This is a genomic window from Dyella caseinilytica (assembly GCF_016865235.1).
Lineage (GTDB): Bacteria > Pseudomonadota > Gammaproteobacteria > Xanthomonadales > Rhodanobacteraceae > Dyella_B > Dyella_B caseinilytica.
This window is the reverse complement of the sequence record NZ_CP064030.1, coordinates 3,503,128-3,527,204: the sequence shown is the minus strand read 5'-3', so window position 1 is coordinate 3,527,204 and position 24,077 is coordinate 3,503,128. Positions and strand designations below refer to the sequence as shown.

24 protein-coding genes and 1 tRNA gene are annotated in these 24,077 nt (G+C 59.8%); 12 read left to right on the top strand and 13 right to left on the bottom strand.

The genetic code is table 11. The annotated features are described in order from the left end of the window. Positions 1-34: 34 nt before the first annotated feature. Genes ISN74_RS15540 through ISN74_RS15520 form a run of 5 tightly spaced genes read left to right on the top strand, consistent with a single transcriptional unit; the run spans position 35 to position 5,603 of the window. Positions 35-2,875 carry a fimbria/pilus outer membrane usher protein gene (locus ISN74_RS15540; RefSeq protein ID WP_188800078.1) on the top strand — a complete coding sequence of 947 codons (2,841 nt, stop codon included), beginning with the start codon at positions 35-37 and terminating at the stop codon, positions 2,873-2,875. Beyond that, the gene (locus ISN74_RS15535) at positions 2,872-4,002 is read left to right on the top strand and encodes a fimbrial protein (protein ID WP_188800077.1); all 1,131 of its coding nucleotides are present in this window, start codon (positions 2,872-2,874) and stop codon (positions 4,000-4,002) included. Before ISN74_RS15540 ends, ISN74_RS15535 begins: the two co-directional genes overlap by 4 nt. A gap of 14 nt (positions 4,003-4,016) precedes the next feature. Continuing rightward, positions 4,017-4,538, top strand: a complete 522-nt coding sequence (locus tag ISN74_RS15530; RefSeq protein ID WP_188800076.1) for a fimbrial protein — start codon at positions 4,017-4,019, stop codon at positions 4,536-4,538. A gap of 24 nt (positions 4,539-4,562) precedes the next feature. Beyond that, complete coding sequence (locus ISN74_RS15525) at positions 4,563-5,081, top strand: fimbrial protein (RefSeq protein WP_188800075.1); 519 nt, start codon at positions 4,563-4,565, stop codon at positions 5,079-5,081. 12 nt (positions 5,082-5,093) lie between these two features. Next, positions 5,094-5,603, top strand: coding sequence for a fimbrial protein (locus tag ISN74_RS15520; protein WP_188800074.1), 510 nt, complete (start codon positions 5,094-5,096; stop codon positions 5,601-5,603). A gap of 54 nt (positions 5,604-5,657) precedes the next feature. On the opposite strand, the gene yedA is transcribed toward ISN74_RS15520, so the two are convergent. The 3 genes from yedA to ISN74_RS15505 all read right to left on the bottom strand — a co-directional run bounded on the left by yedA (position 5,658) and on the right by ISN74_RS15505 (position 8,026). Next, positions 5,658-6,575 (bottom strand): drug/metabolite exporter YedA, encoded by a 918-nt coding sequence (yedA, locus tag ISN74_RS15515; RefSeq protein WP_188800073.1) that lies wholly within the window; start codon positions 6,573-6,575, stop codon positions 5,658-5,660. 212 nt (positions 6,576-6,787) lie between these two features. Next, positions 6,788-7,672 (bottom strand): methylated-DNA--[protein]-cysteine S-methyltransferase, encoded by an 885-nt coding sequence (locus tag ISN74_RS15510; protein WP_188800072.1) that lies wholly within the window; start codon positions 7,670-7,672, stop codon positions 6,788-6,790. Between the two features lie 84 nt (positions 7,673-7,756). Then, positions 7,757-8,026 (bottom strand): hypothetical protein, encoded by a 270-nt coding sequence (locus ISN74_RS15505; RefSeq protein ID WP_188800071.1) that lies wholly within the window; start codon positions 8,024-8,026, stop codon positions 7,757-7,759. A 76-nt stretch (positions 8,027-8,102) separates the two neighbouring features. Here ISN74_RS15505 and ISN74_RS15500 point away from each other — a divergent pair, with 76 nt between their 5' ends. Beyond that, positions 8,103-8,450, top strand: coding sequence for a Rieske (2Fe-2S) protein (locus tag ISN74_RS15500; protein ID WP_188800070.1), 348 nt, complete (start codon positions 8,103-8,105; stop codon positions 8,448-8,450). A 10-nt stretch (positions 8,451-8,460) separates the two neighbouring features. Here the strand turns inward: ISN74_RS15500 and ISN74_RS15495 are convergent, their stop codons facing one another. The 6 genes from ISN74_RS15495 to ISN74_RS15470 all read right to left on the bottom strand — a co-directional run bounded on the left by ISN74_RS15495 (position 8,461) and on the right by ISN74_RS15470 (position 15,837). Further along, the gene (locus tag ISN74_RS15495) at positions 8,461-9,741 is read right to left on the bottom strand and encodes a nucleotide sugar dehydrogenase (protein WP_188800698.1); all 1,281 of its coding nucleotides are present in this window, start codon (positions 9,739-9,741) and stop codon (positions 8,461-8,463) included. A 49-nt stretch (positions 9,742-9,790) separates the two neighbouring features. Beyond that, a complete protein-coding gene (locus tag ISN74_RS15490) occupies positions 9,791-11,608 on the bottom strand; it encodes an SLC13 family permease (protein WP_188800696.1) in 1,818 nt (605 codons plus the stop codon). A 300-nt stretch (positions 11,609-11,908) separates the two neighbouring features. Further along, positions 11,909-12,613, bottom strand: coding sequence for a tRNA (guanosine(46)-N7)-methyltransferase TrmB (gene trmB / locus ISN74_RS15485; protein ID WP_188800069.1), 705 nt, complete (start codon positions 12,611-12,613; stop codon positions 11,909-11,911). Between the two features lie 157 nt (positions 12,614-12,770). Then, positions 12,771-13,571 carry a thiazole synthase gene (locus ISN74_RS15480; protein WP_188800068.1) on the bottom strand — a complete coding sequence of 267 codons (801 nt, stop codon included), beginning with the start codon at positions 13,569-13,571 and terminating at the stop codon, positions 12,771-12,773. 39 nt (positions 13,572-13,610) lie between these two features. Then, positions 13,611-13,811, bottom strand: coding sequence for a sulfur carrier protein ThiS (gene thiS / locus ISN74_RS15475; RefSeq protein WP_188800067.1), 201 nt, complete (start codon positions 13,809-13,811; stop codon positions 13,611-13,613). Between the two features lie 58 nt (positions 13,812-13,869). After that, on the bottom strand, positions 13,870-15,837 hold the full coding sequence (locus ISN74_RS15470; RefSeq protein WP_188800066.1) for a DUF6600 domain-containing protein: 1,968 nt from the start codon (positions 15,835-15,837) through the stop codon (positions 13,870-13,872). A 497-nt stretch (positions 15,838-16,334) separates the two neighbouring features. On the opposite strand from ISN74_RS15470, the gene ISN74_RS15465 reads away from it, so the two are divergent. The 5 genes from ISN74_RS15465 to ISN74_RS15445 all read left to right on the top strand — a co-directional run bounded on the left by ISN74_RS15465 (position 16,335) and on the right by ISN74_RS15445 (position 20,124). Further along, a tRNA-Gly gene (locus tag ISN74_RS15465) sits at positions 16,335-16,408 on the top strand. A gap of 53 nt (positions 16,409-16,461) precedes the next feature. Then, positions 16,462-16,914: an ATP-dependent zinc protease family protein gene (locus ISN74_RS15460; protein ID WP_188800065.1), complete on the top strand. Its 453-nt coding sequence runs from the start codon at positions 16,462-16,464 to the stop codon at positions 16,912-16,914. Further along, positions 16,911-17,834 carry a 30S ribosomal protein S6--L-glutamate ligase gene (rimK, locus tag ISN74_RS15455; RefSeq protein ID WP_188800064.1) on the top strand — a complete coding sequence of 308 codons (924 nt, stop codon included), beginning with the start codon at positions 16,911-16,913 and terminating at the stop codon, positions 17,832-17,834. The genes ISN74_RS15460 and rimK overlap by 4 nt, the downstream gene beginning before the upstream one ends. 321 nt (positions 17,835-18,155) lie before the next feature. Further along, positions 18,156-18,842, top strand: a complete 687-nt coding sequence (locus ISN74_RS15450) for a response regulator transcription factor (RefSeq protein WP_188800063.1) — start codon at positions 18,156-18,158, stop codon at positions 18,840-18,842. Continuing rightward, a complete protein-coding gene (locus tag ISN74_RS15445) occupies positions 18,826-20,124 on the top strand; it encodes a sensor histidine kinase (RefSeq protein WP_188800062.1) in 1,299 nt (432 codons plus the stop codon). The genes ISN74_RS15450 and ISN74_RS15445 overlap by 17 nt, the downstream gene beginning before the upstream one ends. Positions 20,125-20,179: 55 nt before the next feature. On the opposite strand, the gene ISN74_RS15440 is transcribed toward ISN74_RS15445, so the two are convergent. Then, positions 20,180-21,562, bottom strand: coding sequence for an L-serine ammonia-lyase (locus tag ISN74_RS15440; protein ID WP_188800061.1), 1,383 nt, complete (start codon positions 21,560-21,562; stop codon positions 20,180-20,182). Positions 21,563-21,638: 76 nt separating this feature from the next. Here ISN74_RS15440 and ISN74_RS15435 point away from each other — a divergent pair, with 76 nt between their 5' ends. Beyond that, entirely contained in the window at positions 21,639-21,917 is a 279-nt protein-coding gene (locus ISN74_RS15435; RefSeq protein WP_188800060.1) for a glutaredoxin family protein, read from the top strand. Positions 21,918-22,010: 93 nt separating this feature from the next. Here ISN74_RS15435 and ISN74_RS15430 read toward each other — a convergent pair whose 3' ends face one another. Genes ISN74_RS15430 through ISN74_RS15420 form a run of 3 tightly spaced genes read right to left on the bottom strand, consistent with a single transcriptional unit; the run spans position 22,011 to position 23,763 of the window. Beyond that, the gene (locus tag ISN74_RS15430) at positions 22,011-22,568 is read right to left on the bottom strand and encodes a YceI family protein (RefSeq protein ID WP_188800059.1); all 558 of its coding nucleotides are present in this window, start codon (positions 22,566-22,568) and stop codon (positions 22,011-22,013) included. Beyond that, positions 22,565-23,146 carry a cytochrome b gene (locus ISN74_RS15425; protein ID WP_188800058.1) on the bottom strand — a complete coding sequence of 194 codons (582 nt, stop codon included), beginning with the start codon at positions 23,144-23,146 and terminating at the stop codon, positions 22,565-22,567. The genes ISN74_RS15430 and ISN74_RS15425 overlap by 4 nt, the downstream gene beginning before the upstream one ends. Further along, complete coding sequence (locus ISN74_RS15420) at positions 23,143-23,763, bottom strand: YceI family protein (protein ID WP_188800057.1); 621 nt, start codon at positions 23,761-23,763, stop codon at positions 23,143-23,145. Before ISN74_RS15420 ends, ISN74_RS15425 begins: the two co-directional genes overlap by 4 nt. Positions 23,764-24,077 lie beyond the last annotated feature (314 nt).

Below are 24,077 nucleotides of genomic sequence, written 5' to 3'. Positions count from 1 at the left end.
CCTCAGGAGTCTTCTATTTCGCCGGGAGATTGTTGTGTCCACCAAGCAGTCCAGCAAAACGGAACGTATCCGTGCTGTGGCGCCCATGCGCCAGAGACTGCTGTCCGTTTGGATCATCGCGACCCTGATTTCACCGTCGTTGTTACGTGCGGCAGCTGTCGATCCTGCCGCCGGTCCATCGGCCGATCCCGCAGCGGCGACGGCGGTGACCTTCGATGCGGATTTCTTTCCTGCAGGCATGGCGCCGAAGGTGGATCTCTCGCGCTTTGAAAAGAGTGGTGCCGTTGCGCCGGGTATCTATCGTGGCGACGTGATTCTAAATCGCGTCTGGCGTGCAAATACCGATATCGTTTTGGACGTTGCCCCGGATGGCAAGGACGTATTACCTTGTTTCGACAAAGCCTCGCTTGCGAGCTACGGCGTCGATCTGAAAAAAGTCGCCGCCGATACCACGCATCCTGACAAAAAGCCTGTTCCGGACGGTCGTTTCTGCAGTCCGCTGAGGGACTACATTCCCGGTGCCACCACCAGCTTCGACGGTGGCGAACAAACGCTCACCATCGAAGTGCCGCAAATCTACTCGTCGCACAACGCACGCGGGTGGGTCGATCCTTCCGAATGGAATAGCGGCATCAACGCTGCGGTCATCGGTTACAACGCCAATTTCTACCGCAACGACGATGGCAATCGCGCGCTCGCCAGCGGCTATCTCGGCTTGAATCTGTCACAGCACTTTGGTTCGTGGAGTGTCAACCACACCGGCTCGCTCATGTGGACCGAGGGTCAGGGCAACAAGTACCAGGCCAGTGCCACCTTCTTGCAGCACGATATCCCGTCACTGGGCGCGCAAATGTTGGCGGGTGACACATTCACGTCGGGCGATCTGTTCGATAGCGTGCGCCTGCGCGGTGTGCGTCTCTTTAGTGACGATCGCATGCTGCCCAACTCGCTGCGCGGCTATGCACCCATCGTGCGCGGCGTGGCCGATACGAATGCCCATCTGATTATTCGCCAGCATGGCTATGTGGTGTACGACACCAACGTGGCGCCTGGTCCGTACGTCATCGATGATTTGGCCCCCACGGGCTACGGTGGCGATCTGGATGTAGAGCAGATCGAAGCCGATGGTCGCGTAAAGCGCTTCACGGTGCCCTTTGCCGCGGTGCCGATGTCGTTGCGTCCAGGTATGACGCGCTGGAGTCTGGCGGCCGGCAAGATCAACCAGCTCAATCTGGTGGATGAGCCGACCCTGTTGCAAGGCACGTATCAACGCGGCCTCACCAACCTGGTCACGGCGTATGGCGGTGCCACTTTGGCCACTGATTACGCATCGGTGATCGGTGGTGCGGCGTTCAATACCAAAGTGGGCGCTTTCGCAGCCGACGTAACCGAAGCGCGCAATCGCGTACCCGGGCACTCGGCCACGACGGGCACGAGCGTTAGGTTGAGCTATAACAAAAATCTCGTCGACACTGGCACCAACTTTGCGGTCGCTGCTTATCGGTATTCCACCAGCGGCTACGTCGGTCTGCAGGACGCTACGTATATGCGTGATGCTGCAGCGCGTGGTCAGAACCCCGACAACGTCCAGCGCCAGCGCAACCGCTTGGATGTGAACATCAGCCAGAACCTTGGCGATCGCTACGGCCAATTCTTTCTGACCGGTTCCGTGCTCGACTATTGGAACGCGCGGGGCCGCCAGGTAAATTTCAGTGCGGGCTATAGCAATCGTTGGAAACTGCTCAACTACAGCATCAGCGCACAGCGTACGCGCGACACGACGATTGCCAATTCGGCGTACACAAGTCCGATCACGGATGTCATCCCCGGCGATATCACCGGGGCATTGGGTGCACCCACCACGCCAGGTCGCGTCGACACCAGCATCTTCCTCACGCTTTCTATGCCGCTGGGGCGGAGCGCGCATGCGCCGATCTTCAATACGCTAGTCAACCGTTCGCAGCAAGGCGGCACCAACGAGCAAGCCAGCGTCAGCGGCACACTTGGCAGCGAGCAGCGTTTGGCTTACGGCGCCACCCTAAGCCATGACACAAGCGCCACCAACGCGAGCGTGAACGCCCAGTACAACGGCAGTCATGGCAATTACGCTGGCAGCTACAGCTATGGCACCAACTATTCGCAGGCGAGTGTCGGCACCTCGGGCTCGCTGATACTGCATGCGGGTGGCTTCACCTTCTCGCCGCCCACAGGCGACACCATTGCCCTAGTGCACGCGCCTAACGCCAAAGGCGCTCGCATCATGAGCGGTCAGGGTTCGGTGGTGGATGGAAACGGCTATGCCGTCGTGCCGTATCTGCAGCCTTATCAGCTCAACACCGTCGAGCTTGATCCCAAGGACTCCAGTACCAGTGTGGAGCTGAAGTCCACCAAGGAAAAAGTAGCCCCGCGCGCAGGCACGGTGACACTGCTCAATTACGAAACCACCAGTGGCCGCGCGTTGCTGGTTGAAACAAACCTGCCTGATGGCCGTCCCGTGCCGTTCGGCGCCAACGTGCTGGACGAGAAAGGCGACAACATCGGGGTCGCCGGCCAGGCAAGCCGACTCTACGTCCGCGACATGCAATCGTCCGGCGTCATCACCGTGCAGTGGGGTGACGGCGAGGCGGATTCGTGCCAGATCAAGGTGCAACTCAAGCCTCAGGCCAAGGGTGTGCGCACGGATATGGAAAAAATCCAGGCGCCATGCGTGCTCAAGGCATCGGCTACTACACAACACGCAAATTCATCGATCACTAAGACTGTTGCCGTGCTCAACCACGGCGGCAACAGCATGTGGCTCGACGGCGTAACGGAATATGCGCCTCTAAGACACAATTACATTTCTCACGGGTTAACCGCGAGTGACACGGTATGACAACGTACTTGACTCCCCCATCTCAAAACTACGAGGTTGCTATTGGCGCCTCGCGCTGGATGCGTATTGCGCTGGCAACGTTCGCTCTTTTGCTTTTGGGTACAGCAAAGACGGCGTTTGCAGCGGGTAATTGTCAATACACCTCCACAACACCAACATGGGTGACCCAAGTGGGAACCTTATCTGGTAGCGCTACGGTTGGGCGAGACGCACCCATTGGGACGGTCATCTACGAGATGGGTTACGCGAGTAGCGTCGTGCCTACATTGCTCTGTACGGCTGGAAGTTATCAGGTACAGACATCCTTGGTGAGTCAGCCCTATCCACTGTCGAGTTACGTTGATCCTTCGGGTTACCCGGTTTACCAAACAGCCATTCCAGGTATAGGAGTGCGAATCAATGGCGCCACAACTCCGGTGCCAGGCCACGGTGGGATCGTTAATTACCCGGCTCCTTCAAATCCTATTAGCTTTACAAATGGTTCCAATTTCAGATTGGATCTCATCAAGATCAGTAGCACAGTGGGTGCCGGCACAATAACTGCCGCTGGCTTGCCTACTTTCCAAACATCTGAAGTCAGTATGGACGGCGGTAATTCCACGCGCTTCTTGTTGGCCACTGTCATCGGACAAGTCAGCATCATTTCCAGTACTTGTACGACACCCAACGTGTCGGTCAACCTTGGTGCGCACTTAACCACTGAGCTGAGAGGCGTAGGTACGACTACGGCTACATGGGTGCCCGTCAATATTCGGTTGAACAACTGTCCGGCATTCTTCGGGTCTACGTATACGACTTTTAATGCCGACACTTCGCGAACGACAACGGGGACGCTTGCCCAGAATTCCATCGGGTATAGCGTCAATCCGACTAACGGTGTTGCGAACGCCACGAACGGCGTGATGAATCTCTCGTCTGGCGGGGCAACTGGCATCGGCATTCAGTTGGCCAACTCCAGCGGCACACCGGTTCAGTTCAACACGGCGACACCTTCGGGACTAACCCTTAATCAGACGAGTTCGGCCAACTACACCATTAGTCTCCAAGCGCGTTACTACCAAACAGGTGCGTCTATCACCGCGGGGGCTGCCAATGCCACCGCAACCGTCACGTTGAGCTACCTGTGATCACGATGATGGATATGAAATATAAGTACTCAACGTGGGCTTTATTCGCAGCGATGACGTTGCAGTCAACACCTGCTTTTTCGACAGATTTGACTATTAATTTCAATGGTCAGTTCCTCGTGCCAACCTGCAATTTTTCTGTCAATGGTGGAAACAGCACGAACATAGGTACCTATCCAAATACGTCTTTCAATACCAATACGTCAACACCTACGGTGCAGATTCCACTCGTTGCGACAGGGTGCTTGTTAGGCATCAACACCATTCATCTCTATTTCTCAGGTACAGCCGACACTTCGAACAACCACTTATGGTCCGTGAACAGTGGATCTGCGGTTCGAGGCGTAGCTATCGAGCTGCTGTACAACGGCCAATCGACACAAATATGGCCAAATAGCTCCATTAACTGGAATGGTGTCGATCCGACCCAGTTGACGAATACGTTCAACATGTGGGCGCATTTCTACAAAACGACCGGAGCTGTTACCGCAGGCAGCATCAACGTGCCCATCACCATCAACTTCACTTACAACTGATTTCACCAGCAATTGGACATTGTCATGCGTACATTTACTTTGAAACTCGCTATTGCGACGGGCTTGTTGTGCGTCGCTTCGTTTGCACAGGCTCAAACCACCTTCAACATCACCGGCAACATTACAGCCGGTACCTGCACCATTGCGGTCAACAGCGGCAACCCGCTGAATGTGGGTACCTTCAATGCGAACCTGTTCACTGGCAGTTACCAGTCTGGGTTTGTTGCACCCATCAATATCAGTTATTCCAACTGCGCAGCGGGCATGCAGTCCATTACGTTTAAGTTTACCGGTACGGCAGACAAGACCACCGGCGGCAATGCCAACTTTTGGGACAGCGGTCTGCCGGGTGCACCCTTTGAGTTGAGAGATACAAATGCCTCGGGCGCGGTTCTTCCGCCGAGCGGCGCAACTCCCATTCAGATCAACAATCCTGGCACCAGCGGTACTCACCCAATTACGGCACAGTTCCACCAGACCGGTGCCTTGAGCAAAACCGGCGCGGGTACAGCCACCGTTACCCTTGGCGTTACCTACCAGTAAGGTTGAATGCACATGTTGCGCAAGCTCCTACTTGTCATGGGGATCGTCGTGTCGGCAGCGCATGCCGGCACGGCTGTTGCGCAAACGCAGTTCGACATGACTGGCGAAATCGATCCGGGCACCTGTCAGTGGGCGGTGGGGGACGACGATCGCACCATCGTGTTCGATCCCATCGATGCCAGTGTGCTTAACGTGTACGGCTCGGGTAATTTTCAAACATTCAATCTCACCCTCCAGAACTGTGCACCGGGAATGACCGGCGCGACATTCGTGTTTGGAGGGACGCCAGATACCAGTGATCCTTTGCGTTTCCTCAACACGGGCAGTGCGAAGGGCGCAGCGGTGGAGCTGGAATCGGCCGATGGTTTGAACATCGGTGCAAACGGCACCAACAACACGCGTACCGTTCCTGTCGTCAATAACGGGGCCGTGATTGCGTTGCGTGCGGGTTACTGGCGTGTAGGGTCGGTAAGCGCCGGAAGTGTCAGTTCAGTGGCGACGGTTACGGTGGTTTATCAATAATCGACTGTCGACATGACAGGGAGTTGTTCCGCAACGCTGCGGACCGGTCATCCGTCAATGAGCTCGTCGTTGGCGCGCCAGCGTGATGATGACGACGCCAACCAGGATGACTGCCATGCCTCCCAGATCGAATGGGCCAACTTTTTCGCCCAGTAGCAGCACGCCAAACAACACTGCAACCGGTGGGTTGACGTATGCGTAGCTGGTGGCGAACGCCGGACGCGCGTGTTTGAGCACATATAAGTAAGCGCTGAAAGCGATAAGCGATCCGAACACCACCAGATAAGCGGCAGCGAGAGTTGCGTGCAAAGTCGGGCTGGTCGGCAGCTTTTCACCACTCAACCACCCGGCAGTAAGCAAGGCGACGCTGCCGCATAGCATCTGCGCGCAGGTATTCATCATGCCTGTCGGCATGTCCTGGCGACGGCTCCACACTGAGCCGAATGCCCACGCCATGGATGCGACCAGCAAGGCCGCAGCGCCCAGATGTGAAGCGGTCAACGCGCTGCCGAGATTCAGCACGATCACGCCGATAAAACCAATCATCAGGCCCAGTGTTTCACCGCGTGTGGGCCATTCGCCGTACAGGCCGGTAAAGATCGCAGCGAACAGCGGCATGGTCGCCACCACGACGGCAGAGATGCCTGAGCTGACGCTTTCTTCTGCAAAGCAGACCAAGCCATTGCCCATGCCGAGCAGAAGCACGCCGGTAATCGCTGCATTACGCCATTGGCGTGCGGTGGGCATGGGCACGCCGCGCCAACGCAGATAGCCGAGCATCAGCAGACTGGCAACGGCGAATCGAATGCCTGCCAGCAGGAAGGGTGGGTAGCTCTGCAACGCAACGCGAATGCCGAGGTAGGTCGAGCCCCAGATGATGTACAGCGCGAACATCGACAACGGCACCCAGTTGCCCGCATGGCTCTTTTCTTGCGATGGCGTGGCGAGGGTGTTGGCGGCGGAGTCAGTCATCGGTGTGTCTGCACTTGGGTTACATAAGATAGCCGCAAGGGATGTCCGCGAAGTAGCGCAGACATTGCAAGGCTGGGTTGAATCAGTGGCAAACGTCGAGCCGTTTGCGAGCGAGCAATCCCTACCTGTCGTCCCGGCCTGCGCCGGGACGAGGAGCATGAGGGCTGTGCCTTTATGCTGGCTTTCGGGGTAAGCCGTGAACGCTAGTGCTTCTACCGCTTCTTGCGCGGCGTGTTACTTGCCCCGTGCTGCTGCTCTTCCTGTGCAAGAAGGGCACGCTTTCGTTCCACGCCCCAGCGCCAACCACCCAGCGCGCCATCCTCGCGAACGATGCGATGACAGGGCACCAGCAATGCCAGACGATTACTGCCGCAGGCCTGACCGATGGCGCGGGCTGCACCGGGCTTGCCGATTTCCGCGGCGAGTTCGCCATAGCTCTTGGTGGTACCGGCCGGGATGCGAGTCAATGCTTCCCACACGCGCCACTGGAACGCGGTGGCCGCTACGTCGATCGGTGGCATGTCCGGCGCTTCGCGATCGCTCCATCCCAGTTCGCTGGCGATGCGGGCGATGACGGCATCGAGCCATTCCTCACGGCCGTTGTCGACGCGTTCGCGTGTGGCCTTCGGAAATTCGTCGGCCAGACGCTGTTCCAATTCTTTATCGCTGGCGCCGAGCGTGACGGCGCAGATGCCTTTGGCGGTTGCAGCGACCAGCAGTTGTCCCAACGGCGTGTTGATGGTTGTGTAATGGATGTCGGCGCCCGCGCCGCCGGCACGGTAACTGGCCGGCGTCATGCCAAGCAGGCGATTGGTGTGTTCGTAAACGCGGCTGCCGGAACCAAAACCCGCGTCGTACACCGCATCGGCCACGGCAGCGCCTTTTCGCAAGGCAGTCTTGAACTGGCCGAAGCGGCGTGCGCGATGATATTCGGCCGGACTCATGCCATAGCGGCGGCGAAACGCGCGCTGCAGATGACTGGGGCTAAGTCGGGCGGCGCTGGCCAGAGCGGTGAGGGACGGCGCTTCCGTCGCGCGCTCGATCAGCGCACGGACGTGTTCCAGCGGGGCTTCAAGCGTGGCGAGGGAGTTGCGCATGGCGGCATCCAGGGGAGGTTGCCATCGAGCTTAGGTCCGGCGTGCCGTGGCAGCTATCCGAATCTTGCGTTTTCTTTACCGGATTCAATGATGAGTAACAGGCCGCGAACTGCGGATGACGACATACTCGCCTTCCAGCACCTCGGGATCACGCGCCTCGCGAGCAGCAGGCAGCGCACTGCCGCGCTTCCACTGGCGCCACACCAGCCACAGCGCCCCGCCAACCATCAGCACACCCGCCACGACCAGCCCGAACACCATCAGCACGCCGATGACGAACAGACCCAGCAACAGCGACAATGCTTGGACGAGCGGGTTGCGACGACGGTGCATCAGCGGAAGAACGATGCGCATGTTAAAAATCCGTGTGGTAAAATCAATGACTTACGTGTGTAACGATGAGGCCGAATGGCCTTGAAGGCAAGTGCCGATGGATACAGCCACCTCTCCCCGCCGCCTGTGCCGGCTCGATGACATGATCAATGGCGAGGCGATCGCCGTGGACGTGCTCCTGCCCGAAGGCGAGGAAAGCGTCATCCTGCTGCGGCAGGACGAGCGCGTGCACGCCTGGCTGAATATCTGCCCGCACGCCGGCCGCCGATTGGACTGGGCGCCGGGTAAATTCCTGATTTCGAAGGGCATGCTGGTTTGCGCAGCGCATGGCGCCAGCTTCAACGTGGATAACGGCGAATGCATCGGTGGTCCGTGCAAGGGCGAAAGCCTGCGTGGCGTGCCGGTGCGGGTGGAACAGGGCGAGGTCGTACTCGGCCATGCTTAATGGCGTGTGATCAAAGCCGCGCGTCGACCTGTTCTTTGGGCAGCACGCCCTTGATGTCGTAAACGACGCCGTTGGGCATGGCCAGTGCGCGCACGTCGTAAGCACCGCCTGGTTTGAACTGCTGGTGCGCCACGGCCAGCACCACGGCAGCATAGTCGCCGTATGCTTCGACCTTGGATAGCAGTGTCAGGTCGTAATTCTGGTGCGCTTCGTCAGCATCGGCCCAAGGGTCGTACACATCGACCGACGCGCCATAGCTTTCCAGTTCACGCACCAGATCCACCACGCGCGTGTTGCGCAGATCCGGGCAGTTTTCCTTGAAGGTAAGTCCGAGCACCAGCACGCGACTGCCACGAATCGCGTGACCCTGGCCAACCATCAACTTGATCACTTCGCTGGCGACATGCTGTCCCATCGCATCATTGATGCGGCGACAAGCCAACAAAATGTCCGGGTAGTAGCCGGTCGATTGCGCTTTCTGGATCAGGTAATACGGATCCACGCCGATGCAATGGCCGCCGACCAATCCGGGCTGAAAGGGCAGAAAATTCCATTTCGTTCCGGCAGCGGCCAACACATCCTGTGTGTCGATCCCGAGCCGGTGGAAGATCAGCGCGAATTCATTGATCAACGCGATATTGGCGTCGCGCTGCGTGTTCTCGATCACCTTGGCGGCTTCGGCCACTTTCAGGCTCGACGCTTTGTGCGTGCCGGCGGTGATGATGCGCGCATACAGTGCATCAACAAAATCCGCCGTATCCGGCGTGGAGCCGGAGGTGATCTTGGGAATGGTGGTGAGCCGACGCAGCTTGTCGCCAGGGTTAATGCGTTCCGGACTGTAGCCGACAGTGAAATCGTGGTTGAAGCGCAAACCTGAAGCGCGTTCGAGTTCGGGTACGCAGATTTCTTCGGTGGCGCCGGGATATACGGTGGATTCGTAGATCACCACATCGCCTTGCTTCAAGACGCCGCCGATCATCTTGCTGGCGCGGATCAGTGGCGTGAAGTCCGGGCGTTTGTGCTCATCCACCGGCGTCGGCACGGTGATGATGAAGACATTGCGATCACGCAAGGCTTCGACATCGGTACTGAAGCGTAGCTGTTTCGCTGCTGCGAGTTCCTCAGCTGTCGTTTCTTGATTGCTGTCTGTACCGCGTTTGAGTGCGTCCACGCGTGCTGCGTCGATGTCGTAGCCTAATGTGTCGAAGAATCGGCCAAATTCTGCGGCAAGTGGCAAGCCGACGTAGCCGAGTCCGATGATCGCAAGACGGGGATCGCTGGGGTGGGTTATCACGGATGCTTTGCTCGGGATAGACAAGCTGTCAGTAGGGCACCAATGTTCAGCGGTACATCAAATTGATGGCGATCATAGTGATCACCAACACGATGAACGTGAGCGGAACACCGGCGCGCAGGAAATCCCTGCTGCTGTAATCACCGGGGCCGGTGACCATCATCAGCGCCGGATGTCCAGAGCTCAGCAGGAACGTGTTGGACGAGGACACTGCGACGATCAGCGCGTAAGCAGACGGATTTCCGCCAGTCGCCACCGCCACGCTGATCGCCACCGGCACCATCATCACGGTGGCGCCCACATTTGACATCACTTGTGAAAACAGCAGCGTGAGAATCGCCAGCGAGGCCTGCAGCACCCATGGTGAAGCATGACCAAGATGCAGCAACACTTCCTGCGCCAGCCAGGCGGCGGTGCCGGTGGAGTCCATCGACCAGCCCAATGGAATCAGGCATGCCGTAACGAAAATCGTTTTCCAGTTCACCGCTTTGTAGGCTTCATCCATGTTCAGCACGCCGCTAAGCAGCATGCCGATGGCACCCGTCATCATTGCGACAGAAAGGTCGAGGTTGGTGAACAGCGCCAGACCTTTCGCCAGCAGGAAGAAGCCCACCGCCAGCCAGATCTTGTTGGGGCGCTGCTCTTCGCGCGGAATATCCGTCACGACGACCAGGTCTTTGTCTTCGGATACTTCCTGCAGTGCTTTCCAGCTTGAATGCAGTACCAGTGTGTCGCCAGTGCGCAGGCTTACGGCACGCAGATCGTCGCGATACACATGATCGCCGCGCGTTACCGCCAGCACTGAAATGCCATAGCGCTTGCGCAAGCGCAGATCGCCCACCGATTGCTTCAGGAAGCGCGAACTCGGCGGGATCACCGCTTCGGAAATACCCGCGCGGGTGGGATTGAACAATTCGCCCAATTGCCGCATGCGCGGCGATACCTTGCACAGCTGGTTGTTGGCGAAGCGATTGACCTCATCGCGCGGACCGAGCACGCCCAGCACTGAGCCGACCCAGATCACTTGATCAGCAGGTGGTGCCATGCGTGCTTCGTTGCCACTCTTGATCGCCAGGATCAGCGGCGCACCGTGCAGTTGCTCCACTTCGCCGATGCTCATGCCGACCAGCGGACTTTCCGCGGTCACGGTGAGTTCGGCGGTTTCACCGACGATGCCATAGGTCTCGGCGAAGTAGCTTTCCGTACGGCCCGGCGTCACTTTCTGCCGTTCGTCTTCGCGCTCCGGCAGAAGCTTGTTGGTGAAGAGGTAGAAGAACAAGATGCCCGCAGCTGCCAACGCAAGGCCGACCGGCGTCACGCTGAACAAGCCGAACTTGGGCACCGTCTGCGCGCCTGGCGGCAGGTTGGCGTTGGCGCTGGCGATCAGATCGTTGAGCACGATCAGCGGCGAGTTCGCGATCAGCGTCGTGTTGGTGGCGGTGAGGATGCAGAACGCCATCGGCAACAGCAATCGCGAAATCGGCACGCCGGTGCGGGCGGACAGTCGGCTGGTCACCGGAATCATCAGCGCGGCTAGCGCTTGGCTGGGAATGACCGCGCTGAACAGACTGGTAACGGCGTTGATCACCACTCCCAGTCGCGATTCCTTACCACGCGCCATGCGCATCACGAACTGTGCGGTAAGACCAAGCACGCCGGCGCGATCCAGTCCCGCGCCCATGATCATGATCGCGATGATCGCAATCACCGCGTTACCCGCAAAGCCGTTGAAGACGCGATCTGACGGAATCAGGCCGGTAAGGCCGATGACCACCACGACAAGCAGCGCCACCATGTCGGCGCGGATCCACTCCAGTACCAGCATGAGCATGGTGAAGCACACCAGCCCCAGTACCAGGATCATTTCGGGAGTGAGGGTCAGCGCCACTATCGATCGTCCTTGCGAGCCTGTATCCGATGTCCGCGCACCGCAGCATGGCCATAGGCAGGCGCTATGGGCGTTGGGCAAAGCTGGATGTAGGGCAGCAGTTGCTTCACGCGGTGACTCTTCCCTGTTTGACGGGAAAGTATAAGCGTGTGGGGTGCTGGACTGGTGAACCGATGCCGCATTACAGGCTCGGTAGATGCCTTTCTGTTCGAAAGCGGGTCAGTCTGCCCGGTGGATAGGTTGGGTTACGCTGTGATAACCCAGCCTACGTGGGACTCAGACTTTGCGGTAGAGCAGATCCCATACGCCATGCCCGAGCTTCAGGCCACGACGTTCGAAGTGCGTCTCGATGCGCCAATCGGGTTTTTCGGCGTATTGGCCGGGACCGACCGCATTGCGCCAATCCGGCGCGGCTTCCATCACTTCCAGCATGTGCTGCGCATAGGGCTCCCAGTCGGTAGCCAGGTGCAGCAGTCCGTCGGGCGCCATACGCGTGGCGAGCATGGCCACGAACTCGGGCTGGATGATGCGTCGCTTGTTGTGCCGCTTCTTGTGCCAAGGGTCGGGAAACCAGATGCGAGCCTCGGCCAGTGTGCTTGCCGGAATCTCCTGCTCCAGCACTTCGACGGCATCGTGCTTGTAGATGCGCACGTTCGCCGCATCGCGTGCAGCCAGGGCATTCATCAGGCGCCCCACGCCCGGGCCGTGCACTTCCACGCCGATGTAGTCGCGTGACAGATCGTGCTCACTCGCCCATGCCAAGGCTTCGCCATTGCCGAAACCAATCTCCAGCACGCGTGGAGCATGGCGGCCGAAGCGCGCATCGAAATTATGCGCGGTGCCGGTGTGGTCGATGCCGAAACGGGCCCAGTGGTCGTCGAAGGCGCGTTGCTGAGCCGGCGTCATGCGGCCCTCGCGCAGCACGAAGCTGCGGATGCGGCGCATGTATTCGGGATTGTCGTTGTCAGAAGAGTTGGTCATGCGAAATGTTTGCTCCCTCTCCCCTCCGGGGAGAGGGTTGGGGTGAGGGGACAATCTTGCGTTGAAGTTGGATCGAAGCGTGGTTCTTTTGCAGTCTTGGGCGAGCCTTGACCCCTCACCTCAATCCTCTCCCCGGAGGGGAGAGGAAGCAAAGCGCTTAGCCAATGGTGCCATCGATCGGGCTGGATGCCGACGCAAATCGCTTGCGCGGAATGCGGCCAGCGCGGAACGCGGCGCGGCCTGCTTCCACTGCCAGCTTCATCGCGTGCGCCATCAGCACCGGATCCTTGGCGCCGGCAATGGCGGTGTTCATCAGCACGCCGTCGCAGCCAAGTTCCATGGCAATCGCTGCGTCGGACGCGGTACCCACGCCTGCATCGACGATGATCGGCACCTTGGCGTTTTCGATGATTTCCAGCAGGTTGTACTTGTTCTGGATACCGAGTCCTGAGCCGATCGGGGCAGCCAACGGCATCACGGCCACGCAGCCGATCTCTTCGAGCTTGCGGGCGAGGATCGGATCATCGCTGGTGTACACCATCACGTCGAAGCCGTCGGCGACGAGTTGCTCGGCGGCTTTCAGCGTTTCCACCACATCCGGGAACAGGGTGCGTTCGTCGCCCAGCACTTCCAGCTTCACCAGCTTGTGGCCATCCAACAGTTCACGCGCCAGCTTGCAGGTACGCACGGCGTCGACGGCGTTGTAGCAACCGGCGGTGTTGGGCAGCAGGGTGAATTCATGCGGCGGCAGCGCGTCGAGCAGGTTCGGCGCGTTGGGATCCTGGCCCAGATTCACGCGGCGGATGGCGGCGGTGACGATTTCGGCGCCGGCAGCCTGGGTGGCGCGTCGCGTTTCGTCGAGATCTTTGTACTTGCCGGTGCCGGTCAGCAGGCGCGAGCCATAGCTTTTGCCAGCAATGATCAGTGGATCGGTGCGGTCGAGCGTTTTGATATTCATGGGGATGCGCCGGGTGCGTGCAGGGGGAAGGGGAATGGATCAGCCGCCGCCAATGGCGTGGACGATCTCCACTCGGTCGCCATCGCGCAACGCATGTCCATCGTGGACGCTGCGTGGCACGATTTCCTGGTTGACCTCCACTGCGACGCGGCGTCCGCCGTAGCCGGCTTCGTGGAGCAATTGGGTGACGGTGGTGCCATCGCCGCAGTCGTGCGGGTGGCCATTCAAGATGATCTGCATCGGCCTATTGTAGCGGCACCTGCGCGGCGGTTGGCCGGGCAGGTGCCGATCTGCCGGATCAATGTCCTTCGTTGCGGGCGGGTGCCGGCGCGCTTGCGTGTGGCCGTGGTGCGTTTTCAGCATGCGTTTCCGGCGAGGAGGAGCGGCCCTGCGATTCAGGCCTTACGGCATCGGGTCGTGCATACGACTCATAAGACGGATTGGCGCTCGGCGGCCGCTGCTCGGGCACGTACTGATGCGAGCGCTCGGCCGTGTCGAAGCGTTGCTGCACCGGATCCTCCTCGCGTGGCGTGTAAGTGCGGGTTGCCGGCTGATAGCGTTCAACCTGCTCAACGGACTGGACCTGTTGCGCAGGCTGAAAGTGCGGTACTTGCGGCAGCATGGCCGGCTGCGCCTCGGTTTGTTCCGGCATTGGCTGGGAAGGTGGCGGTGCCGCAACGCGCGATGACCGCACCACTTCGGCATTGCCCACCACTTGGTCATGGCTGATGACGGGTGCGTTCGGACGCACATTCAACACGCGAACATGGGAAGCCGGCTGGCCGGCGTGGACCGATGCCGTGGCCGCCACGGCTGCCGATGGGCGGCCGACCGCTACCACTTGGCGATTGAATCCCGCCGAAGGCAAGGGGCGTGCATCAATCAGGCGGGGCTGGCCGAAGCTGGTGCTGGCCGGACGTTGCAAATCAGTGGGCCAGATGAGTGATGCAGAAGCCAGTTGCTGCGCGTTCAAGTGAACCTGACTGTTTCGCACGCTGCTGGCGCTGGCAAAGGCCTGCGCGGACACCGCGGTCAATGCTTCGGGCGTATTGCGGTAGGCGTAGCTGGCACCGGGCACGCCACGGCCGCTCTGATAAACGCTGTATTGGTTGTGCAGCGTGTCGATCAGGTGGGTCTGGTCGGCATAACGGCCAGGGCCGATATTGGCGAGATTCACGCTGGTGTAGTAGTTGCGCGAGGCGCGATACCAAGGGTTGTAGACATCATGCGGCCCGAGCGGGAACCACCCGACCGGATGGTCCTTGCCACCGCCCACGAAGGCGACCAGCGCCGGCGCGTAGATCGGGCGCGCGTGACGCGGCCCCGGAATCCAGCCCCAGCGGTGATGGATGAAAGCCCAACGGCCATAGTGATAGGGCGCGAAACCCCAGGGCAGGTCATCCACCCAGGTCCAGCCCCACGGCCAGACCCATACCCAGTGACCAAAGCGGTACGGCGCCCAGCCGGCGACCACGTTCACCGGGTACCAGATGGAACCGTAATCTTCGTCTTCCTCCCAGCTGCCCCAGCCGTCGAGATCGTCGCTGCCGACCATGTCGTTGGAAACGTATTGGGCGCTGGCGTCGTTGCCTTCCTGGGTATCACGATCGTTGCACCACAAGTCGAAGGCATCGCTGCTGGTGATATCGCTGACCATGACGTCGGTCAGCGCAGAGCCGGTGAATTGGTAACGCCGGCCACTGAATACTTCGCGTTGCGCGTTGTTCTCGCCGTAAACGGTCGCCAGGCCATCGTTGACACCCACCGTGGTGGAGCTGCCGTCAGCCGGAACGTCGACGCGGTAGTTGCCGGGCTGATCGATCACTAGGGCGAGGGTTGGCGTGTCGATCTCATAGGTCGAACCCTGATCGATGCTGCGCACGCTGATGTTGAGCGAACCTTGGGTCAGCTCGAATTGGCCAGTCTGTCCATTGAGGTTGAGGATGCCGATATCGGTCTGGCCACTGATACGCAGTGCGGCGCCGCCAAGATCCAGCTCGGCTCTGCCGCCGGGTCCGCTGGACAGCTTGTCACCGTTGGTCAGTGGTCGATTGAGGTCGGCGGAGGTCCAGGTGGTGCTGCCAGCCGGCATCAGGCCGAGGTCGCCGTCGACGTAGGCCAAGCCAGCCACACGCGACGGCGGATCGCCGGCATCGTTGCCCTGGTCATCGGCGGATTGGGCATGGACGCAGCCCGCGCCGATCAGTAACAGCAGGGCAAACAAGATCTGCCAGCTGCGCAAAGGGGAAGCATGAAACACGCGCATGGATCGCTCCCTGTCGTGTCGCGCGAAACGGTCGCGCTTCCGTTAGCGTCCGTGACTGCGAGCCGATTATGGACACGACAAGTCACGCTCGGCATCTGCCATAAGCATCGCCATACACCCCGATTCAGCCCGCCGCCATCTCCGGTTCACGCACCGTTGTCTGAACGTGGGGCTGCAGCTTTCCAGGATTCCCAAAGCCGCATTGGCCGGTTACCATCGTCAAGGATGCTCGGTTCCATTCTGCGTGGGCGTCACTGTATCTGTCCGTGCGCAGGCCACAGGACCATCGGCGAAGGCAAACTGGTCGTTTGTCGAGACGATGGGCCGAAGGTATGCGGACAGACAGATACAGCCCAAAGGGTGATGTTCAAAAGGCCCGCAAGCTGTGCCGCGCGTCTTGAAAAGGCAGTAGCCTTCTCTGCGCCACGCAACACACCCTGCGGGCCTTTTGAAGATCATGCCGCCCACGCAGAATGGAACCGAGCATCCTTTACGTTGCGGGTGTAGCTCAATGGTAGAGCTGTAGCTTCCCAAGCTACTGACGAGGGTTCGATTCCCTTCACCCGCTCCAGACTCCCTACGGTTCCCCACCGAGACCTTCCAAACCCAACAGCGTGAGCTGACATGGCGGACGTGATTACCCTCGGTTGGCGGGAGCGGCTGGCATTGCCCCAGTTCGGCATCGCTACGCTCAAAGTCAAGCTGGATACCGGTGCGCGCAGCAGTTCGCTGCACGTTGATGAATTGGAAACCTTCACACGTGATGGCGACACCTGGTTGCGCTTCATGGTCGGGCCTGGCAGGCGCTCCGGCAATCAGGTGCACTGCGAGGCGCCAGCGTGCGATCGGCGTGTGGTGGTGGATACCGGTGGCGGTCGCAGCGAGCGCTGGTTCATTCGCACGGAAGTCATGCTTGCTGGCCAACGCTTTGAGGTTGACATGAATCTGACCGATCGCCGACACATGCTATTCCCCATGCTATTGGGGCGTACGGCGCTGGTCGGACGCTTTCTCGTCAATCCCGCACTTTCCTACACCTTGCCCAAACCTGCACACACGATGGTGGACAAACCATGAAGATCGCCATCCTGTCGCGCAACGCGCGCCTGTATTCGACACAGCGTCTTATTGAAGTGGCGCGCGAACGCGGCCACGTAGTGCGTGTGCTCGATCCATTGCGCTGCTACGTGCGCATCGCGCCGGGCGAGGTGGAAATTCGCTACAAGGGCAAGGCGCTGCACGATATCGATGCGACCATTCCGCGCATTGGCACTTCCAGCACCTTTTACGGCACGGCGGTGTTGCGCCAGCTGGAAATGATGGGTGTCTACACCCCCAATTCCTCTGATGCCGTGCTGCGCGCGCGCGACAAGCTGCGCTGCCTGCAGATTCTTTCCGCCAAGGGGCTGGACATGCCGGTGACGGTCTTCGGGGATAACCCGGACGACACCACCGACGTGTTGGAGATGCTTGGGCCACCGCCGCACGTCATCAAGCTCAATGAAGGTAGCCAGGGCACCGGCGTGGTGCTCGCTGAAAAGCGCAGTGCTTCGCAAAGCGTGGTGGAGGCGTTCCGCGGTCTCTACGCCAACTTCCTGGTGCAGGAATTCATTGCCGAGGCGAAGGGCTGCGATCTGCGCTGTTTCGTCGTCGGCGGTCGAGTGGTGGCAGCGATGCAGCGCGAGGCGGAGCCGGGCGAGTTTCGCGCCAACCTGCACCGTGGCGGCACGGCGGTGGCAGCCAAGCTGTCACCCGACGAGGAGCGCATCGCGGTGAGCGCGGCGCAGGCATTGGGCTTAGGGATTGCTGGTGTCGACCTGCTGCGCTCCAACCGCGGCCCGCTGATATTGGAAGTGAACGCTTCCCCTGGCCTGGAGGGCATTGAGGCGGCGACAGCGGTCAATGTTTCCGAGGAAATCATCAAATACCTTGAACAGCATGCGGGGAAGGGTACAAAGCAAAAGGAGCGTAAAAACGGAGACAGGTCAAAAAAATGACCTAGCGATGAACCCGTTTTTGACCATTAACCGCGTAGTGAGTACGGGTTAACTGTCGCGTAACCCCCCCACCCCTATAAAGGCTCCACTGTTTGTTTGCTCGCCACTTCAATCGCAAGGTCCGGTGACAGCAGACGACGGTATCGGGGCAGTAGCTTCAGCCCGGATGCGGCGACCTAAGGTCGTAGCGTCCGGGCTTTTTCTTTGTCCGCTGCCCGGGCCGAAACGCCCGTTCAGCATTCCGCTTAACATTTGCGGCGCGCAATCGTTAAGCTTGAGCCTCCTGCGGCCCGTGTGCCGGCTGCGTAGCGGGAGAGACGCATGCGCGTTCTGGTGATTGAAGACAACAGCGATATTGCAACGAATATCGGCGACTACCTGGAAGATCGTGGCCATGTGGTGGATTTCGCCGGAGATGGCGTCACCGGCCTGCATTTGGCGGTGGTCCACGACTTCGACGTCATCGTGCTCGACCTGACCCTGCCGGGCATGGACGGCCTGGATGTGGCCCGCAAACTGCGCCACGAGGCCCACAAGCAGACGCCAGTGTTGATGCTGACCGCCCGCGATGCCTTGGAGCAGAAGCTCACCGGCTTCGAATCCGGCGCCGACGACTACATGACCAAGCCCTTCGCCCTGCAGGAACTGGCCGCCCGCCTGGAAGTACTGGCGCGTCGCGGCAAAGGTCCGCAGAGCCGGGTGCTCAAGGTTGCCGACCTTACCTACAACCTGGACACCCTTACGGTTACGCGCGAGGGCAAAGCCATCCAGCTCAATCCGATCGGCCTGAAGCTGTTGCAGGCGCTGATGGAAGCCAGCCCTTCGGTGGTCACGCGCCAGGATCTTGAGCAGAAGGTGTGGGGTGAGGAACTGCCCGACAGCGATAGCCTGCGCGTCCACATCCACGGCCTGCGTGCCGCGATCGACAAGCCATTCGAAAAGGCGTTGATCCACACCAGACACGGCATCGGTTACCGCATGGTCGATCCGGATGCAGTCCAGGCGTAAGTTACGGTTTCGCCTTATCGTTTCATTCGCGCTGTTTGGATTCGGCCTCAGCGCGTTGTTTGCTGTGGCCTCGCTATATGTGCGTGCAAAGGTTGAAGACCAGCTTGTCGCGGCGGCGTTGCAAGGCGATGTCGATCAGGCAGTTGATAGAGCTCTCGCCAATCAACCCCAGCAATCTGAGTTGGTCGAGGCTTGGATCAAGAGCGATCGCACGCTCTACAAGATGCGCTTGGACTGGCAGAACCTCGATACCGGCGTTCACGACATGTATGACGTGGACGCCGACGGCCGCACCAAACACTACAAGCTGGCGGTGCGACGCAAGGATGGTGTGATCGGTTTCGAGCGCTACGACATCAGTCGTGAGGACCTGGGCAAACGTCAGCTGATTACTGCGCTGAGCGCAGCGGTCATCTTGTTCAGCCTGCTTTCGCTGGCGATTGGTTTATGGTTGTCGCGCAAGGTACTCAAACCAGTGAGCGAACTGGCGCAGCGCCTGCGCGATTTCCGCAAGACCGGTCGGGCCGAACCGCTGGCTCCCCACTTTGCCGACGACGAGGTAGGCGAACTGGCGCAAGCACTCGATGAATACTCCACGCGCCTCACCGCCATGGTGGAGCGCGATCGCGAATTCAATTCCGACGTCAGTCACGAACTGCGTACGCCGCTGGCGGTCATTTCCAGTACCACTGAACTGCTGCAAGGTTCGCCTGATCTCACCGACAAGCTACGCGAGCGCTTGAAGCGTATCGAGCGTGCTTCGCGTCAAGCCACTGAACTGATCGAAGCCCTGTTGTTACTGTCTCGCGCCGAGCGTCGTGGACCGACACGCGGCGAAACCACCGAAGTCGCAAAAGTTGCTTCCGACGTCATCGAAAGTCAGCGTCCGCAACTGCGCGACAAGCCTGTCGAGATCGAACTGATCGAAAAGCAGTCCGTCAGCGTGAATGCCCCCGCATCGGTATTGTCCGTGGCACTGACCAACCTGATCGGCAACGCCATCAAATACACACTAGAAGGTCGTGTCACCGTGCAGGTGGAAAAAGGCTGTATCGAGGTGATCGACACCGGCCCCGGCATCAAGCCCGAAGACGCTGAGCGGCTGTTCCAGCGCGGTGTGCGTGGGGAAGGTGCAGGCGGAAGCGGTGCCGGTCTGGGGCTGGCGATCGTACGGCGTTTATGCGAACTCTATGGCTGGGATGTATCGATAAGGCCGCGTACCGATGCCAATGGTGCAATCGCCAGTATCGTCTTCGATCGCAGTGTAAGCAGCCCGACATAAGTCGCTACTTTTCTCCTCCCATGTGAGCAGGGGAGGAGGCTGGCAATAATGTGAGTTAGCACTCGATCACATTGACGGCGAGACCGCCGCGCGATGTTTCCTTGTACTTGTCTTTCATGTCGCGCCCTGTGTCGCGCATGGTCTTGATCACCTTGTCCAGCGACACGCGATGTTTGCCATCGCTCTTCAAGGCCATGCGGCTGGCATTGATCGCTTTCACGGAACCCATGGCGTTACGCTCGATGCAGGGGATCTGCACCAGGCCGCCGATCGGGTCGCAGGTGAGGCCCAGGTTGTGTTCCATGCCGATTTCCGCGGCATTCTCGATTTGCCACACGCTGCCGCCAAGTGCTGCGGTAAGGCCACCGGCGGCCATCGAACAGGCGACGCCGACCTCGCCCTGGCAACCTACTTCGGCGCCGGAAATCGAGGCGTTTTCCTTGTAGAGAATGCCGATTGCGGCGGCGGTAAGCATGAAGTCGATGACACCGTTTTCGTCCGACTTGGGACAAAAGCGGTGGTAGTAGTGCAATACGGCCGGCACAATGCCGGCCGCGCCGTTGGTTGGTGCAGTCACCACACGGCCGCCGGCGGCGTTTTCTTCGTTGACGGCGAGTGCGTAGAGGTTCACCCAGTCCAGGATGGTGAGCGGATCTTTCAGCGATGCCTCGGGCTGGTTGCGCAATTCAGCGGCCATCGCCGGTGCGCGGCGCGTTACCTTCAAGCCGCCGGGCAGCACACCCGGCGAACGCAATCCACGTTCGACACAACCTTGCATCGCCTTCCAGATGGTCAGCAAGCCTGTGCGGATTTCTGTCTCCGTACGCCAGACCTTTTCGTTTTCCATCATCAGTTGCGCGATGGTCAACCCGTGCTGCTGGCATAGCGCCAGCAATTTTTCGCCACTGTCGAAGGGATAAGGTTGCTCGGTGGTGTCCGCGACAATGCGGTCTTCCGCGGCCTCATCGTGATTGACGACGAAGCCGCCGCCGACGGAGTAATAGTCACGCGTAGCCAGTTCGTTGCCCTCGGCGTCATACGCCGAGAAGCGCATGCCGTTGGTATGGAAGGGCAGCTTCTGACGTTTGTTGAAGATCAGGTCGCGCTTTTCGTCGAACTCGATCTCGTGCTTGCCAAGGACGCGGATACGTTTGCCGGTGCGTACACGCTTGAGGATGTCCGGAATGTGATCCGGATCGACCGTGTCGGGATGCTCGCCTTCGAAACCCAGGATCACCGCCTTGTCCGTGCCGTGGCCACGGCCGGTCATGGCCAGCGACCCATACAGCTCCGCACGGATGCGAACGACGCGGTCGAGCACGCCTTTCTCTTCTAGCCAGCGTTCTGAAAAACGGGCGGCGGCACGCATGGGGCCAACGGTATGGGAGGACGACGGACCGATGCCGATCTTGAAAATGTCGAAAGCGCTGACAGCCATGGGGGCACTGCGATGACGGGGATGAACTGGCTATTCTACGCGTGCGTTTCAATCACGGCATTCTGCAAGCGCACGTATGGCGGATCTGGTGCTCTATCAACGCGATTACTGTCACCTGTGCGACCAGGCGCTGGCCGTGCTGGCGGAGGCGCGGGCGCCTGATTTCGATAGCGTATGGGTCGACGATCACGCGGATCTTGAGCAGCGTTACGGCACGCGCGTGCCGGTATTGCTCGATTTGCGCGATGGACGGGAGCTGGACTGGCCGTTCGATGCCGCTGCGGTGTCGCGCTGGATCGGCTTGGGGCGCAACTTGGACAGCCGTCATTCCCGCGAAAGCGGGAATCCACCTTGATCTTTTGCAGCAGAAAGTGGATTGGCCAGCTTCGCTGTTATGAAGCGCCTCCGCTTTTGCGGGAATGACGTGTTGTGGGTTCTGAGTCAGGGCTTATTTGGCGTTGAGCACCAGATGCGCCGTCACTTTCACATCCGCACCAATCACCGATGTGTCCTTGTATTGGCCGCCACCCACGCCGAAGTCGAGCCGGTTGACGCTGCCGCCGACATCGAGTGTGGCACCGCTGCCCTGGGGCTTGAAGGTCACGTTGAGGCTCACCGGCTTGGTGACGCCGCGCAGGGTCAGTGTGCCATCGGCAATCACCTGGCTGCCTTGCTGACGAAAGCCGGTAGTGACGAAGTGCGCCTGCGGGTATTTCGCGGCATCGAAGAAATCGGGGCCGGGCAGGGCGCTGTCACGATCGCTGTCGCCGGTCTTGGCACTGGACAGATCGACTGTCACATCGAATTTGGAATTAGCCAGCTTGGCGGCGTCATAGCTGATGGCGGCGGTCCACTTGTTGAACTGACCGTTGAAGTCGCTGCCCTGGAAACTGCTGGTAAAGCCCAACGTGCTGCCGGGCTGTACGGTGTAGTCGGCAGCGCTGGCGGCGAACGGGGCAGCCAGGGCGAACAGCACGGCGAGGGTGCGATAGGGGAGTCGGTTCACGGAAGTTCTCCTAAGGTGGCTTTGGTCGAACGCACACGGCCGAACGGCAGCATCCGGCGCAAGACGTTGTCCCGATCGAAGACATGGTGTTTCAGTGCGGCGCCGACGTGCCCGATCAGCACCAGCAACAGCAGATAGAACAGGTATTCGTGCACGTTGCGGACGGTATGTGCCAGTTCGTCATTCTTGGCCGCCAACGCGGGCAGATTGAACAGCTTGAACCATTGCAACGGGTAGCCGTGCAGCGAGTTGTACATCCAGCCGCTCAAAGGCAGCGCCAGGATGAAGAAGTACAGCAGCACATGGGTTGCATGCGCGGCGATGCGCTGCCAGCGCGGCGCGGGTTCATCCGGTGGGGCGCGATCGTAAAGCCGCCACGCAACACGCAGCAGGAACAAGGCGAGTATGGTCAACCCGATCGACTTGTGCAGCGCATAGACGTTGATCTTGCTCATTGACGGCGACATGTCGGTCATCAACAACCCCCACACACCGTTGCCAAGGATCCCCAGGGCCACGATCCAGTGGAAGAACTTGGCGACCGATCCCCATTGCCGGTTGTCACTGCGCAAGCTCATGGATGCTCCTTGTCGTCGGTAGATGTCTGACTGTCGCGAATGCCTTCCAGTTCCAGCCAGATCGCTACGTCATGGCCGATGGCATTAGGAAAGCCGTTGATGCCGAACGCGGTGCGATCGAGTGAAGCCGTCGCCGAGAAGCCTGCAATGGTATGCAGGCCGTAAATGGTTTTGCCGATACGGTTCACACGAAATGGAATATCCATAGGCTGATGCGTGCCATGCAGTTCAAGCACGCCATGCAGCACGCCATGCGTTGCATCCTTGCGCTCCACCGAGGTGCTGGCGAAGTGCGCGGTGGGATACGTCTTGCAGTCGAGCAACGAGGATTTGCACACCGCGCTGTTCCAGGCCGCATCGCCCATGTCGAGACTATTCATGTCGATGTCCAGTTCGGTGGCGGAATGTGACCAATCGTCAGGGTCGAAACGCAGCCACCCGTTGGCGATATGCAGCCTTCCCAGCGGCCGCGAAAAGCCGTCGTGATCGATGCTGAAAACGATCTGGCTGTGCACCGGGTCATAACGATAGGTATCTGCCGCGGCCCGCGTCACCGCAGGCGCGAAGGCAAGGCTGATACATAACGTCAGCAAAGCGTAAGTGTGGCGGCGAGTCATGGCGGGAGTCTGGCCGAAACCGGCTAGGGTCGCCAGCGCAAGCGAGGGAACAGATTGTTGCCAGATGGGCGACAGCGGTCTGTCAAAGGTCATCCTTGAAAAGACATGCGGTTAACTATTGGATTTGGCATGATCCACGTTGTGTGGAGCGCGTGAAGGGAGCGCTCCGCCTGATGTGCCTGGGGAGCCTGTGTGGTCCTGCGTGGTGGGTGTGCTGCCGTCGTGGCGCGTGCCGGGGGAATAGGCAAGGGTGTCTATGCCCATATACCACCGAGTGACCACGCAGGACCTGTTACGGTAAACCCGGCACGGAG